The organism is Serratia sp. AR11 (assembly GCF_056376275.1).
This window is the reverse complement of record NZ_CM150739.1, coordinates 2,455,317-2,468,967: the sequence shown is the minus strand read 5'-3', so window position 1 is coordinate 2,468,967 and position 13,651 is coordinate 2,455,317. Positions and strand designations below refer to the sequence as shown.

General features: G+C 56.0%; 12 protein-coding genes and 1 other RNA gene. 11 read left to right on the top strand and 2 right to left on the bottom strand.

The window, feature by feature from the left end; genetic code table 11:
* Positions 1-248: 248 nt before the first annotated feature.
* Entirely contained in the window at positions 249-1,349 is a 1,101-nt protein-coding gene (gene ydiK / locus ACSOSI_RS11770; protein ID WP_012144907.1) for an AI-2E family transporter YdiK, read from the top strand.
* A 250-nt stretch (positions 1,350-1,599) separates the two neighbouring features.
* Positions 1,600-1,710: antisense sRNA RprA (gene rprA / locus ACSOSI_RS11765), an RNA gene on the top strand.
* A 111-nt stretch (positions 1,711-1,821) separates the two neighbouring features.
* Here rprA and ppsA read toward each other — a convergent pair.
* Together ppsA and ACSOSI_RS11755 are read right to left on the bottom strand one after the other, a co-directional pair.
* Positions 1,822-4,200, bottom strand: coding sequence for a phosphoenolpyruvate synthase (gene ppsA, locus ACSOSI_RS11760; RefSeq protein ID WP_261433685.1), 2,379 nt, complete (start codon positions 4,198-4,200; stop codon positions 1,822-1,824).
* 286 nt (positions 4,201-4,486) lie between these two features.
* Positions 4,487-4,612, bottom strand: coding sequence for a hypothetical protein (locus ACSOSI_RS11755; protein WP_476707137.1), 126 nt, complete (start codon positions 4,610-4,612; stop codon positions 4,487-4,489).
* A 121-nt stretch (positions 4,613-4,733) separates the two neighbouring features.
* Here ACSOSI_RS11755 and ppsR point away from each other — a divergent pair, with 121 nt between their 5' ends.
* The 9 genes from ppsR to ACSOSI_RS11710 all read left to right on the top strand — a co-directional run bounded on the left by ppsR (position 4,734) and on the right by ACSOSI_RS11710 (position 13,622).
* Entirely contained in the window at positions 4,734-5,555 is an 822-nt protein-coding gene (gene ppsR / locus ACSOSI_RS11750) for a posphoenolpyruvate synthetase regulatory kinase/phosphorylase PpsR (protein ID WP_017892646.1), read from the top strand.
* A 194-nt stretch (positions 5,556-5,749) separates the two neighbouring features.
* Entirely contained in the window at positions 5,750-6,796 is a 1,047-nt protein-coding gene (locus tag ACSOSI_RS11745; protein ID WP_012144904.1) for a 3-deoxy-7-phosphoheptulonate synthase, read from the top strand.
* 101 nt (positions 6,797-6,897) lie between these two features.
* The gene (locus ACSOSI_RS11740) at positions 6,898-7,383 is read left to right on the top strand and encodes a glutathione peroxidase (RefSeq protein ID WP_012144903.1); all 486 of its coding nucleotides are present in this window, start codon (positions 6,898-6,900) and stop codon (positions 7,381-7,383) included.
* A gap of 162 nt (positions 7,384-7,545) precedes the next feature.
* Complete coding sequence (hemP, locus tag ACSOSI_RS11735; protein WP_431603249.1) at positions 7,546-7,737, top strand: hemin uptake protein HemP; 192 nt, start codon at positions 7,546-7,548, stop codon at positions 7,735-7,737.
* A gap of 93 nt (positions 7,738-7,830) precedes the next feature.
* A complete protein-coding gene (locus ACSOSI_RS11730) occupies positions 7,831-9,915 on the top strand; it encodes a TonB-dependent hemoglobin/transferrin/lactoferrin family receptor (protein ID WP_375190063.1) in 2,085 nt (694 codons plus the stop codon).
* Positions 9,916-9,978: 63 nt separating this feature from the next.
* Complete coding sequence (locus tag ACSOSI_RS11725) at positions 9,979-11,013, top strand: hemin-degrading factor (RefSeq protein WP_476707136.1); 1,035 nt, start codon at positions 9,979-9,981, stop codon at positions 11,011-11,013.
* Entirely contained in the window at positions 11,010-11,840 is an 831-nt protein-coding gene (locus ACSOSI_RS11720; protein WP_112363786.1) for a heme/hemin ABC transporter substrate-binding protein, read from the top strand. Before ACSOSI_RS11725 ends, ACSOSI_RS11720 begins: the two co-directional genes overlap by 4 nt.
* Entirely contained in the window at positions 11,840-12,844 is a 1,005-nt protein-coding gene (locus tag ACSOSI_RS11715) for a FecCD family ABC transporter permease (RefSeq protein ID WP_012144898.1), read from the top strand. The genes ACSOSI_RS11720 and ACSOSI_RS11715 overlap by 1 nt, the downstream gene beginning before the upstream one ends.
* The gene (locus tag ACSOSI_RS11710) at positions 12,837-13,622 is read left to right on the top strand and encodes a heme ABC transporter ATP-binding protein (protein WP_476707135.1); all 786 of its coding nucleotides are present in this window, start codon (positions 12,837-12,839) and stop codon (positions 13,620-13,622) included. The genes ACSOSI_RS11715 and ACSOSI_RS11710 overlap by 8 nt, the downstream gene beginning before the upstream one ends.
* Positions 13,623-13,651 lie beyond the last annotated feature (29 nt).

Here is a 13,651-nt window from a genome sequence, read left to right as displayed (position 1 = left end):
TTTGACCCTGTCTGTCTAATTTTTATGCGTGATTATGCACGCTGAATCAGGCCTTTATTCAGACCCACCCTGTTTTTTATTAGAGATAAAAACTAACATACTCGTTTAGTGAAGGCATGCAGATTATTGCAATTGTCCTGCCGAAGAATCGCTCGCAACAAAAGGTGCGCCGTGCTGTCGTTTTTCATCAACGTGCACCATGATTAAACGATCCCAAGGAGTTAACTGACCAGAATGAGAACCCATTCATGACAATCCCGAAATCCCGCTATGATTTGCCACGGATTATTTTTGGCGTGCTGTTTATCGCCATAATGATCGTCGCCTGTTTTTGGGTCATTCAACCTTTTATTCTCGGTTTTGCCTGGGCCGGCATGGTGGTCATAGCCACCTGGCCACTGCTTATTAAGCTGCAAAAAATACTTTGGGGACGGCGTTCACTGGCGGTGCTGGTGATGACGATACTGCTGATCCTGCTGTTTATCCTGCCAATCTCTCTGCTGGTCAGTAGCGTGGTGGACAACAGCGCGCCAATCGTGGCCTGGGCCAGCACGCCGGGCAAACTGCATATTCCCGATCTGGCCTGGCTGCAATCGATCCCGATGATCGGCGATAAGGTCTATCACAGTTACCACACCCTGGTGAACGCCGGTGGCAGTGCGTTGGTGGCGAAGGTGCAACCTTACTTCGGCCAGACCGCCACCTGGTTTGTGGCTCAGGCCGCGCATATTGGCCGCCTGCTGCTGCATTGCACATTGATGTTGCTGTTTAGCGTGTTGCTGTATGCACGCGGCGAGCAAGTGGCTCTGGGCATTCGCCACTTCGCAACACGTTTGGGTGCGGAAAGAGGCGACGCCGCCGTGGTACTGGGTGGTCAGGCGATCCGCGCGGTGGCGCTGGGCGTGGTGGTGACGGCGCTGGTGCAGTCGGTACTGGGCGGTATTGGCCTGGCGGTGACCGGCATACCTGCCGCTACCCTGCTGACGGTATTGATCTTTATTTGCTGCGTGGCACAGTTGGGGCCATTACTGGTGCTGGTACCGGCAATCATCTGGTTGTACTGGAGTGGAGATACCACCTGGGGCACCGTGCTGTTGGTATGGAGCTGCGTGGTCGCCACGCTCGATAACGTGCTGCGGCCAGTGCTAATCCGCATGGGCGCCGATCTGCCGATGATCCTGATCCTGTCCGGTGTTATCGGCGGCTTACTGGCTTTCGGCATGATTGGCCTGTTTATCGGCCCGGTGGTGTTGGCGGTGTCTTACCGTTTACTCACTGCCTGGATGAATGAAGCGCCAGAACCGACTGCCGACCTGGAAGAAGTTGCCAAAGATCTGGAACAGATGTAACCCCGCTTCTGCCCGGGTCACCGGGCAGAACTCCCCTTTCCCCTCGCTTGCTTCCAGAATTAGAACGTCCGCAATAATAAAATTCACCGCCGTTTTTCACCTGATGAACATTATTTAAACATACCGAATAAATACATCTTTTTATCACTGCGGTAAAAATAGCCGCTAGCAAAAATAAATTCCAATACGCTGGTTGATTAAGACGATTCTTAATGACTAATGACGCTTAAATACCTAGTATTATTGCCATATATTGCTTCAAATACCTGATTTAAAGCAAGATTTCCAAACAATGTAATGCCATACATGTGAATTGCTGTGTGTAGTCTTTGCCCGTCTCCTATGATGGGCTTTTTTTTATTCTTTTTTTGACCGCTTTTGTTCACTGCGCCTTTTTATTTACATTCAGAAATAAAAAAGCCGTAACCTGAGTTACGGCTTTCGCCTTAATAATTATCCCGTATCGCGAAAATTATTTTCTCTTCGACAGATTAACCCAGGTTTGAACCACGGTATCCGGATTGAGCGACAGACTGTCAATACCCTGATCCATCAACCATTCGGCAAAGTCTTCATGGTCAGACGGACCCTGGCCGCAAATACCGACGTATTTACCCTGACGCTTGGCCGCCTGAATCGCCATCGACAGCAGAATTTTCACCGCTTCGTTGCGCTCATCAAACAGCTCAGAGACCACGCCCGAGTCACGATCCAGCCCCAGGGTTAACTGAGTCATATCGTTGGAGCCAATGGAGAAGCCATCAAAGTGCTGCAGGAACTGATCTGCCAACAGCGCATTGGATGGGATCTCGCACATCATGATCACTTTCAGGCCGTTCTCACCGCGCTTCAGGCCCTGACGTGCCAATTCGGCCACCACCGCTTCCGCCTGCTCCACCGTGCGAACAAACGGCACCATGATCTCAACGTTGGTCAGGCCCATTTCGTTACGCACGCGTTTTACCGCGTCACATTCCATTGCGAAACAGTCACGGAAATTGTCGGACACGTAACGACCGGCCCCACGGAAGCCCAACATTGGGTTTTCTTCATGCGGTTCATACTTCTCGCCGCCGACCAGGTTGGCATACTCATTGGATTTGAAATCGGACAGGCGCACGATCACTCGCTTCGGCCAGAACGCGGCGCCCAGCGTGGCGATCCCTTCCGTCAAACGACCGACATAGAACTCGGCCGGATGGTCGTAGCCCTGCATCAGCGTCCTGATTTCCGCCTGCAGCTCCGGAGTCTGCTGATCAAACTCCAGCAACGCCTTCGGATGCACGCCAATCATACGGTTGATGATAAATTCCAGACGGGCCAGACCCACACCTTCATTCGGCAAACGCGCGAAGTCAAAGGCGCGATCCGGGTTGCCGACGTTCATCATGATTTTTAGCGGCAGATCCGGCAGTTCGGTCACTTCGGAACTCTGCACGTTAAAATCGAGGATATCGCTGTAGACAAAGCCGGTATCGCCTTCTGCACAAGAAACGGTGACCTGTTGACCTTCTTTGAGCAGATCGGTCGCGTTGCCGCAGCCAACCACCGCCGGAATGCCCAGTTCACGCGCAATGATCGCCGCGTGGCAGGTACGTCCGCCACGGTTGGTGACGATGGCAGCGGCTTTCTTCATGATCGGTTCCCAATCCGGGTCGGTCATGTCAGTCACCAGCACGTCGCCTGGCTCAATGCGGTCCATCTCGCTGATGTTGTGGATGACCTTCACCGGACCTGCGCCGATGCGGTGGCCGATAGCGCGCCCTTCCACCAGCACCGGGCTGGTCGCGTTAAGCTGGTAACGCTCCATCGTTTGCTCGTTCGAACGCACGGTTTCCGGACGGGCCTGCACGATCAGCAATTTGCCGGTATGGCCGTCTTTGGCCCACTCGATGTCCATCGGGCGGCCGTAGTGTTTTTCGATCAGCAGTGCCTGATGTGCCAGCCCCTGAACTTCTTCGTCGGTCAGAGAGAAACGATTGCGTTGCTGCTCTGGCACGTCTTCAATTTGTACCTGCTTGCCGTGATCCTGCGATGGCGCATACACCATGCGGATTTTCTTCGAGCCGAGGTTGCGGCGCACGATAGCCGGGTTGCCTCTCAGCAACGTCGGCTTGTGCACATAGAACTCGTCCGGGTTGACTGCGCCCTGCACCACCATTTCGCCCAGGCCGAAGGCGGAGGTGATAAACACCACCTGATCAAAACCGGATTCGGTATCGATGGTGAACATGACGCCGGAAGATGCCAGGTCAGAACGCACCATGCGCTGTACGCCAGCCGACAAGGCCACGCCGCGGTGGTCATAACCCTGATGCACCCGGTAGGAAATGGCGCGGTCGTTAAACAGGGAGGCGAAAACGTGCTTAATCGCCACCATGACGGCGTCAATACCCTGCACGTTGAGGAAGGTTTCCTGCTGGCCGGCGAAAGAGGCATCCGGCATGTCCTCTGCGGTAGCGGAAGAACGCACGGCAAATGACGCTTCCGGCTCGCCGTCGGCCAGTTGCTGGTAAGCCAGGTTAATCTCACGCTCGAATTCCGCATGGAACGGCGTGTCGATAATCCATTGACGGATTTGCGCGCCCGCCTTGGTCAATTGAGCAATATCGTCAACGTCAGTTTGATCCAGTAACTGATAGATGCGCTGGTTAACACCGCTTTGCTCGAGGAAATCGTTAAACGCCTGCGCGGTGGTGGCAAAACCGTTTGGCACGGCAACGCCCAAATCGGAAAGATTGGTGATCATTTCACCGAGGGAGGCATTTTTGCCGCCGACACGGTCAACGTCGTGCATGCCGAGCTGGTTGTACCAAAGCACATTACGCAAGTCTGGGCCATTGTTGGACATCGAGACAATCCTTATTGCTATCAGTAGGGTATAGACGGATTTAATTCGCTTGCTTTCTCAGCGCCGCTAAAACGGTGCCGAGTCAGACTAGCACAATGATCCATAGGAAATGGAAAGGTGAATCGATCAACCCGGTGAAGAAAGTGGATTTTAGGAAAACTTCCTGAAACGCAAAACCGGCCTGGAACCGTTCCCTGTCGCACTAATAGCTTAAATCTCAACAAATTAAGTATTTTTTAAACTTCAGTTTTAAAAACCCTGTTATTTACGCAGTCTTTGGTGAAAATTACGTCATCATGACTAATAATTCCTCACCGGAAATAAACGCCCGCTTTTCATAAAATTTGAAATAGTATTTTACTTTGGTATTTTTATCACCGGCGTTTATTCCCTGACCGACCTGTTTATTCATCGACTCTGCCCGCATTATCACAATTTTTTTGCCCGCCCCTTTACCGTTGAATCATCTGCAGCCCATGATAAGGGCCAGCAGACGTGATAATGACGTCACTATTTCAGCTAAGGAGCCCCGGGTGGAAAGAAGCGTTTTTTATATTTCGGACGGTACGGCGATCACCGCAGAGGTTTTGGGCCACGCGGTGTTGTCGCAATTTCCGGTCAAGGCCACCACCTTTACGCTGCCCTTTGTGGAAACCGAAGCGCGGGCCCGTGGGGTTTGCCAGCAAATTAACGATATCTATCGTGATACCGGCGTACGCCCGTTAGTGTTTTACTCAATCATTTCGCCGGAAGTACGCAAAGTCATTACCCAGAGCGAAGGTTTCTGCCAGGACATCGTGCAGGCGCTGGTTGGCCCGTTGCAGGGGGAACTGGAGGTAGAACCTACCCCGGTGCCTAACCGCACCCACGGGTTGACCGCCAGCAACCTCGGCAAATATGATGCCCGTATCGCGGCTATTGACTACACGTTAGCCCATGATGACGGCATTTCGCTGCGTAATCTCGATCAGGCGCAGGTGATCTTGCTCGGCGTTTCGCGCTGCGGTAAGACTCCCACCAGCCTGTATCTGGCCATGCAGTTCGGTATCCGCGCGGCCAACTATCCGTTTACCGCCGACGATATGGACAACTTGCACCTCCCCGCCGCGCTGAAGCCGTTTCAGCACAAGCTTTTCGGCCTGACGATCGATCCGGAGCGGTTAGCCGCCATCCGTGAAGAACGGCGTGAAAACAGCCGTTATGCTTCCATTCGCCAGTGCCGGATGGAGCTGGCGGAAGTGGAAGCGCTGTTCCGTAAAAATCAGATCCGTTATCTGAACACCACCAATTATTCGGTGGAAGAGATCTCGACCAAAATCCTGGATATTCTGGGCATGAGCCGCCGCATGTTCTAGCCTTAACGCGGCGGGCCTGTCTCCTGCCGCGTGTTGTTTATTTCCCCACCGGCCACGTTTTTTGTGCTTTTTTTAGCGATTTTGATCAACAGAACACAGTTTCTCCGGTTGAATTCATCGGTTTTTACGTTATTGTGATCGCCATCACTTCCCGGCACTCCTGCCGCAGCGAAGAACAGTCTTTAGAGAAAATCATGCACAAAACAGATGAACTGCGGACCGCGCGCATCGACAGCCTCGTCACGCCGCAAGAGCTGGCGGAGAAGTTGCCAATCTCGGCGGAAATCGCGGACAACGTGACGGCCTCACGGCAGCGAATTGAAAAAATCCTGACCGGCGAAGATCGTCGCCTGCTGGTGGTGATCGGCCCCTGCTCTATTCACGATCTTGACGCCGCCATCGATTATGCCGGCCGTCTGAATGCGCTGCGCATCCGTTATCAGGATCGCCTCGAAATCGTGATGCGCACCTATTTTGAAAAACCGCGCACCGTGGTGGGCTGGAAAGGCCTGATCTCCGATCCGGCGCTGGATGGCACCTTCCAGGTCAATCGCGGGATCGAAATGGCGCGTAGGCTGCTGCTGGAAGTGAACCAGCTCGGCCTGCCAACCGCCACCGAGTTCCTGGACATGGTGGTCGGCCAATACATTGCTGATTTGATCAGTTGGGGCGCGATTGGCGCACGGACCACCGAAAGCCAGATCCACCGTGAAATGGCTTCGGCACTGTCCTGCCCGGTAGGCTTTAAAAACGGCACCGACGGCAACACCCGTATCGCGATTGACGCCATTCGTGCGGCCCGCGCCGGCCATATGTTCCTGTCACCGGACAAGCATGGCCAGATGACTATCTATCAGACCAGCGGCAATCCTTATGGCCATATCATCATGCGTGGCGGCAAGACGCCGAACTACCACGCTACCGATGTGGTCGCCGCCTGCGACAGCCTGCGCGAATTCGATTTGCCGGAGCAACTGGTGATCGACTTCAGCCACGGCAACTGCCAGAAATTGCATCGTCGCCAACTGGAAGTGGCCGAAAACGTCTGCCAGCAGATCCGCGCCGGTTCCGTCGCCGTTGCCGGCGTAATGGCAGAAAGCTTCCTGGTGGAAGGCACCCAGAAAATCGTTGCCGGTCAGCCGCTGACCTATGGGCAATCGATCACCGACCCTTGCCTGAGCTGGTCCGACAGCGAACAGCTGCTGGCCATGCTGGCCGATGCGGTAGACACCCGCTTCTGATCCCAGCGCCGGGGCGCCCGCCCCGGTTTTTCTGTCTGTGCCCTGCTCATCTATACTGGTAACAATTCTTGTATCCCCCTGAAAAGGATTTGGAGTCCGGCATGATCCACTCACTGTTATCCATCCCCTGCGTCACACTGCAAGGGGAACACAAAACCCTGGGCGATTTCCCCGCCCGGGCTTATCTGGTGGTCAACACCGCCAGCAAATGCGGATTTACTCCTCAATATCACGGGCTGGAAAACCTGTGGCAGTACTACCGTGAACGCGGCCTGATGGTGCTGGGCTTTCCCTGCAATCAGTTCGGCGCGCAGGAACCCGGCGATCCGCTGGAGATTGCCAACTTTTGCACGCTGAACTATGGCGTCAGCTTCCCGCTGTTCAGCAAGGTTGAAGTTAATGGCCCAGGCGCGCATCCGTTGTTCAACGAGTTAAAACGCCTGGCACCGGGCGTGCTGGGCACTCAACGCATTAAATGGAACTTCACCAAGTTCCTGCTGACCGCTGACGGCCAACGGGTGAAACGCTACGCGCCGATCACCAAACCCGAACGCCTGTTTGACCGCATTGAAACCCTGCTGAAATAACCCTGAATTTTACGGGCTGAGCCATCTCGGCCCGTGCCACATCCCCTTCCTGCAAAAAGCTTCCATTGGTAAGAAAATTTTCCTTGATGTAACCTTTCGTTCACATGATAATGATTCTCACTTTGATATTAATTACTATTTAACGGTCTGTTTTATAAACACATGACGATGGATAATCACCACCACAACACGCCTGCCCAGGCTGCTCACACCGCTGAAAGTGGCCTGGCCACGCCGCCTTGCTACGACAGTGCGCAACTGCTCGATGCCGATGGCGTGGCGATCATCATCCATCAGGGCCAGCGCTATCAGTTACGACAGACCAAAGCCGGGAAATTGATCCTGACCAAATAATTCCCATCCCTTAACGCCAGCCACCCAGATCCTTTTTGATCCAGGCAGCCAGCAAATCTATTGATATGTTTAAAACATACGGAGAGTTGCGACATGCCTCTGATCTATTCCACCCGGCTGCGTTTATCCGCATTGAGTCTGGCGATTGCCTGTACTCTGCCGACGGTGACTTTTGCACAAACCAGCGAAACCCCTTCTTCTTCCTCGGCGACGGCACCGGTTAAAAAGGACAAAGCCAGCGACGAAACCATGACGGTAGCCGCCACCGGCAATGCGCGCAGCAGCTTTGAAGCGCCGATGATGGTCACGGTGATCGAGGCCGATACGCCGCAAAGCCAAACCGCCACCAGCGCCGGCGATATGCTGCGCCGTGTGCCGGGCATTACCGTCAATGGCACCGGTCGCAGTAATGGCCAAGACGTTTTCATGCGTGGCTATGGTAAAAATGGCGTGCTGACGCTGGTGGATGGCATCCGTCAGGGTACCGATACCGGCCACCTTGGCGCCACCTTCCTCGATCCGGCACTGGTGAAACGCATCGAAGTCGTACGCGGCCCTTCCGCCCTGCTGTATGGCAGCGGCGCACTGGGCGGCGTAATTGCTTATGAAACCGTAGATGCCGCCGATCTGCTGTTACCCGGCCATAATAGTGGCTACCGGGTGTATGGCACCGCCGGCAGCGGCGACCACAGCCTCGGCATGGGGGCCAGCACCTACGGCAGAACCGACAATCTCGACGGCCTGCTGTCATTTGGCACCCGCGACGTCGGCAATCTGCGTCAGGGCAACGGCTTCGATGCACCCAATGATGAAACCATCAGCAATCTGCTGGCCAAGGGGACCTGGACGCTCGATGAGAATCAGTCATTGAGCGGCGACCTGCGCTACTACAACAACCGGGCGCAAGAGCCGAAAAACCCGCAGGAATCGGCCAGCAGCAGCGGTAACCTGATGACCGACCGCTCGACCATTCAACGCGACGGCCAGCTTGGCTACAAACTGAAGCCTGTGGGTCAGGATTGGCTCGACGCCGAAGCCAAAATCTATTACTCCGAAGTGGAGATCAACGCCCACACCAACGGCAGTGAAGATGAAGCGCGCAAGCAAACCACTCGCGGTGCCAAACTCGAAAACCGCAGCCGTTTGTTTGCCGATACCTTCGCCTCTCACTTATTGACCTACGGCAGCGAAGCTTACAAGCAGGAGCAAACACCGGGTGGCGCGACAGAAAGCTTCCCACAGGCGAAGATCAACTTTGCTTCCGGCTGGTTGCAGGACGAAATTACCCTGCGCGACCTGCCGGTCACCCTGCTTGCCGGGACGCGTTATGATAACTACAAGGGTTCCAGCGACGGTTACGCCGATGTTGACGCCGACAAGTGGTCATCGCGCGGTGCCGTTACAGTGACGCCAACCGACTGGTTAATGCTGTTCGGTTCTTATTCGCAGGCTTTCCGCGCCCCGACCATGGGAGAGATGTACAACGATTCCAAGCACTTCTCTATCCCCATGGGGCCGACCACCATTACCAACAACTGGGTGCCTAACCCGAACCTGAAGCCGGAAACCAATGCCACCCAGGAATACGGTTTCGGGCTACGCTTTGACGATTTGCTACTGGCTGATGACAGCCTGCAATTCAAAGCCAGCTACTTTGATACCAAAGCCCGCGACTACATCACCACGGATGTCACCATGGAGCTGGGTCGTGGCCCTCGTGGCCCTTATTGCATCAGCTGCACCACTTTCTCGACCAATATCGACCGTGCAAAAATTTGGGGCTGGGACGCAACGCTGAGCTATAAAACCGCCATTTTTGGCTGGGACCTGGCGTACAACCGCACTCGTGGCAAGAACGAAAGCAGCGGCGAATGGCTAAACAGCATCAATCCGGACACGGTAACCAGCACGCTGGATATTCCACTGGGTGAAACCGGCCTGTCCACCGGCTGGGTGGCCACTGTGGCCCAACGAGCCACCCGCGTAGAAACCGGCACCGCAGAACAAGGCGGCTACGGCGTCAACGATTTTTACCTGAGCTATAAAGGCCGCGATCGCCTGCAGGGCGTGACCACCACGGTGGTGCTGGGCAACGCCTTTGATAAAGAATATTACTCGCCGCAGGGCATACCGCAGGACGGGCGTAATGCCAAACTGCTGGTCAGCTATCAGTGGTAACGTTTTAAATCCGGCGGGCATGAAGATTGCCCGCCGCTTGATTCACACACAGGAGAACCCGCAATGAGCAATACCCTATATGAACGCTACCAGCAGGCAAAAATTGATAACCCAGGCAAATATGCGCGTGACCTGGCTGAAATTCTTGGCGTCAGCGAAGCGGAGCTGACCCACGCCCGCGTCGGTCAGGACACCCGTCGTCTGCAGGCCGATGCCCGTACCCTGCTGACCGAACTCGAACAGGTAGGCGTCACCAAATCCATTACCCGTAATAGCTACGCGGTACATGAGCAAATGGGTCGTTATCGCAACCAGCACCTGAACGGTCATGCCGGGTTGATCCTCAATCCGCGTGAGCTGGATCTGCGTCTGTTCCTCAACCAGTGGGCCAGCGCTTTCGCCATGAGCGAAACCAACAAGCGCGGCGTACGCCACAGCATTCAGTTCTTCGATCATCAGGGCGACGCACTGCATAAGGTTTACACCACCGATGAAACCGATCTCCCAGCCTGGATGGCGCTGGTTGAACGCCACCTGAATGCGGAAAACCCGCCCCTGGAACTGCAACCGGCAGACGCCACGGTCAGTAACGCCTCGCCAGATGCCGACAAAATTGACCAGGAATGGCGTGCAATGACCGACGTTCACCAGTTCTTCCAGTTGTTGAGCCGCAACAAACTGACCCGCCAGCAAGCCTTCAGCGCCGTCGGTAACGATTTGGCCTATCGGGTCGATAACAGCGCCCTGAGCCAATTGCTTAACGCCGCGATGAGCCTGCAGAACGAAATCATGATTTTTGTCGGCAACCGTGGTTGCGTGCAGATCTTTACCGGTCAGATTGAACGCCTGATGCCGCAGGAAGGCTGGATTAACGTGTTCAATCGCCGCTTCACGCTGCACCTGATCGAAGATGCGATCGCCGAAAGCTGGATCACCCGCAAGCCCACCAAAGACGGCTTCGTCACCAGTCTGGAACTGTTTGCCGCCGACGGCACGCAGATAGCTCAACTTTACGGCCAGCGTACCGAAGGCCAGCCGGAGCAAACTCAGTGGCGTGAGCAGGTTGCCTCGCTTGAACCCAAGGACGTTGCCGCATGAAACCTTCATTGACCCGTCGTCTGGCGCTGTGCATTGCGCTGGCGTTGCCGTTCACCGCTGCGGCGGCGGAACGTATTGTCTCGATAGGCGGTGACGTCACCGAAATTGCCTTCGCCCTGGGCGCGGGCGATGAAGTGATAGCGCGAGACAGCACCAGCCTGCAGCCGGAAACCGTTAAAAAACTGCCGGACGTCGGTTACATGCGCCAGCTTAATGCCGAAGGTATTTTGGCGCTGAAACCCACGCTGGTGCTGACCACCGAATTGGCCGAGCCGGCGCTGGTGCTCAAACAGCTGGAAGAGAGTGGCGTTAAAGTAGTGCGCATTCCCGGCGATACCACCTTGCAAAGCGTGCCGGAAAAAATCGCTGTGATCGCCAGTGCGCTTCAGCGCACCGAGCAGGGCAAGCAGTTGAGCACCCGTTACCAGCAGCAATTGGCGGCGGTGAAAACCGATGCGTTGCCGGTCAGAGTGTTGTTCGTCATGAGCCACGGTGGTATTACGCCCATGGCCGCCGGACAACACACGGCCGCCGACGCGGTCATCACCGCTGCGGGTCTGAAAAACGCCATGCAAGGATTCAGCCGCTATCGCCCGCTTTCGCAGGAAGGCGTGATAGCCAGCGCGCCGGATTTGCTGCTGGTCACCACCGACGGCGTAAAAACGCTCGGCGGCGAACAGGAGCTGTGGAAATTGCCTGGCATGGCACTCACCCCGGCGGGCAAACAGCATCGCATACTGGTGGTTGACGATATGGCGCTGCTGGGCTTCGGGCTGGAAACGCCCGCCGCGCTGGCCAAGCTGCGTCATGCGGCGGAGCAAAAGTAATGCGCTGCCGTACCTCTCCCCGCCTGGCAATGACCAGCCTGCTGGTACTGTTGGCACTATTGGCATTGGGTGCGGCCAATATGGGGGCGCTGACGCTGTCATTCCGCACCCTGTGGCAACAGCCGTTCAGCGACACCTCCTGGCATATCTGGCTGAATATCCGTTTGCCGCGCGTGCTGCTGGCGGTAGTGATAGGTTGCGCGTTGGCGGTGTCCGGTGCCGTAATGCAGGGGTTGTTCCGTAACCCCTTGGCCGATCCCAGCCTGTTGGGGATCAGTAGCGGCGGCGCGCTGTTTGTCGCGCTGATTATCGTTATGCCGCTGGCCCTGCCGCCGGTGATTGCCCTGTATGGCCACATGCTGGCGGCATTTCTCGGCAGCATGCTGGTATCGCTGTTGATTTACGGCATCAGCCGCAGCGGCCACGGCAGCCTGTCGCGCCTGTTGCTGGCGGGTATCGCCATCAACGCCCTGTGCATGGCAGCGATTGGCGTGCTGTCTTACCTCAGTAATGACCAGCAACTGCGCCAGTTTTCACTGTGGATGATGGGCAGCCTGAGCCAGTCACAATGGCCCACCCTGGCCGTTTCCGCCTCGCTGATCCTGCCGACCATCCTGCTGACACTCTTACAGGCGCGCCGCCTGAATCTGCTGCAACTGGGAGATGAGGAGGCGCATTACCTCGGTGTGAATGTTCAGCGTGCCAAGTTACAGCTGCTGTTGTTGAGCGCATTACTGATAGGCGCAGCGGTAGCGATGAGTGGCGTGATTGGTTTTATCGGTCTGGTGGTGCCGCATCTGGTGCGCATGCGCCTCGGCGGCGACCACCGCTGGCTGCTGCCCTGTTCTGCACTGGGGGGAGCCTGCCTGCTGTTGGTCAGCGATACGCTGGCTCGCACGCTGGTGGCTCCGGCAGAAATGCCGGTCGGTTTGATGACCAGCCTGATCGGCGGGCCTTATTTCTTATGGCTGGTGATGCGCCAGCGGGAGCGCGTAGGTGGATAACACAGCAAGCCTGACGGCGCAGCAGTTACGTTACAGCCTGGGTTCGCGGCGGCTGATCAACGATGTCTCACTGAGTATCAATAGCGGTGAAATGGTGGCAATTATCGGGCCGAACGGCGCGGGTAAGTCGACGTTACTGCGCCTGTTAACCGGTTATCTGGCCCCAGGCTGTGGCGAATGTCAGTTGCTCGGGCGACCGCTGGAACAGTGGCAACCACAGCAGTTGGCGAAAGTGCGCGCGGTAATGCGTCAACATAGCGATCTGGCCTTCCCCTTTACCGTAGAGGAAGTGGTCAGTATGGGCCGTGCACCCCACGGCAAACGCGACGCACAACGGGCGGTACAACAGGTAATGGCGCAAACCGACTGTCTCGAATTGGCCCAGCGCGATTATCGCCAGCTCTCCGGCGGTGAACAGCAACGAGTGCAACTCGCCCGCGTGCTGGCGCAGCTTTGGCAACCGCAGCCAACGCCGGCCTGGCTGTTTCTGGACGAACCGACCTCGGCGCTTGATCTCTACCACCAGCAACATACGCTCAGACTGCTGCGTACGCTGACGCGGCAACAGCCGATTGCGGTGTGCTGCGTATTGCACGATCTCAATCTCGCGGCCTTGTATGCGGATCGTATTTTATTGATGCATCAGGGGCAATTGGTCGCGACGGGCACGCCGCAGGAAGTGTTGCAGGCAGAGATCCTCACCCGTTGGTATCAGGCAGATTTGGGCGTGGTTCATCACCCGGAAGTGGAGTTGCCACAGGTCTATTTGCGTCAGTAGTTTCTTTACCGGGCGCGCTGTACCGCGCC

Excerpts from the sequence above, each read along its gene's own strand:
- ydiK (WP_012144907.1), top strand. The coding sequence starts at position 249 with ATGACAATCCCGAAATCCCGCTATGATTTGCCACGGATTATTTTTGGC.
- ppsA (WP_261433685.1), bottom strand. The coding sequence starts at position 4,200 with ATGTCCAACAATGGCCCAGACTTGCGTAATGTGCTTTGGTACAACCAG.
- ACSOSI_RS11755 (WP_476707137.1), bottom strand. The coding sequence starts at position 4,612 with ATGAATAAACAGGTCGGTCAGGGAATAAACGCCGGTGATAAAAATACC.
- ACSOSI_RS11745 (WP_012144904.1), top strand. The coding sequence starts at position 5,750 with ATGCACAAAACAGATGAACTGCGGACCGCGCGCATCGACAGCCTCGTC.
- ACSOSI_RS11740 (WP_012144903.1), top strand. The coding sequence starts at position 6,898 with ATGATCCACTCACTGTTATCCATCCCCTGCGTCACACTGCAAGGGGAA.
- hemP (WP_431603249.1), top strand. The coding sequence starts at position 7,546 with ATGACGATGGATAATCACCACCACAACACGCCTGCCCAGGCTGCTCAC.
- ACSOSI_RS11730 (WP_375190063.1), top strand. The coding sequence starts at position 7,831 with ATGCCTCTGATCTATTCCACCCGGCTGCGTTTATCCGCATTGAGTCTG.
- ACSOSI_RS11725 (WP_476707136.1), top strand. The coding sequence starts at position 9,979 with ATGAGCAATACCCTATATGAACGCTACCAGCAGGCAAAAATTGATAAC.
- ACSOSI_RS11720 (WP_112363786.1), top strand. The coding sequence starts at position 11,010 with ATGAAACCTTCATTGACCCGTCGTCTGGCGCTGTGCATTGCGCTGGCG.
- ACSOSI_RS11715 (WP_012144898.1), top strand. The coding sequence starts at position 11,840 with ATGCGCTGCCGTACCTCTCCCCGCCTGGCAATGACCAGCCTGCTGGTA.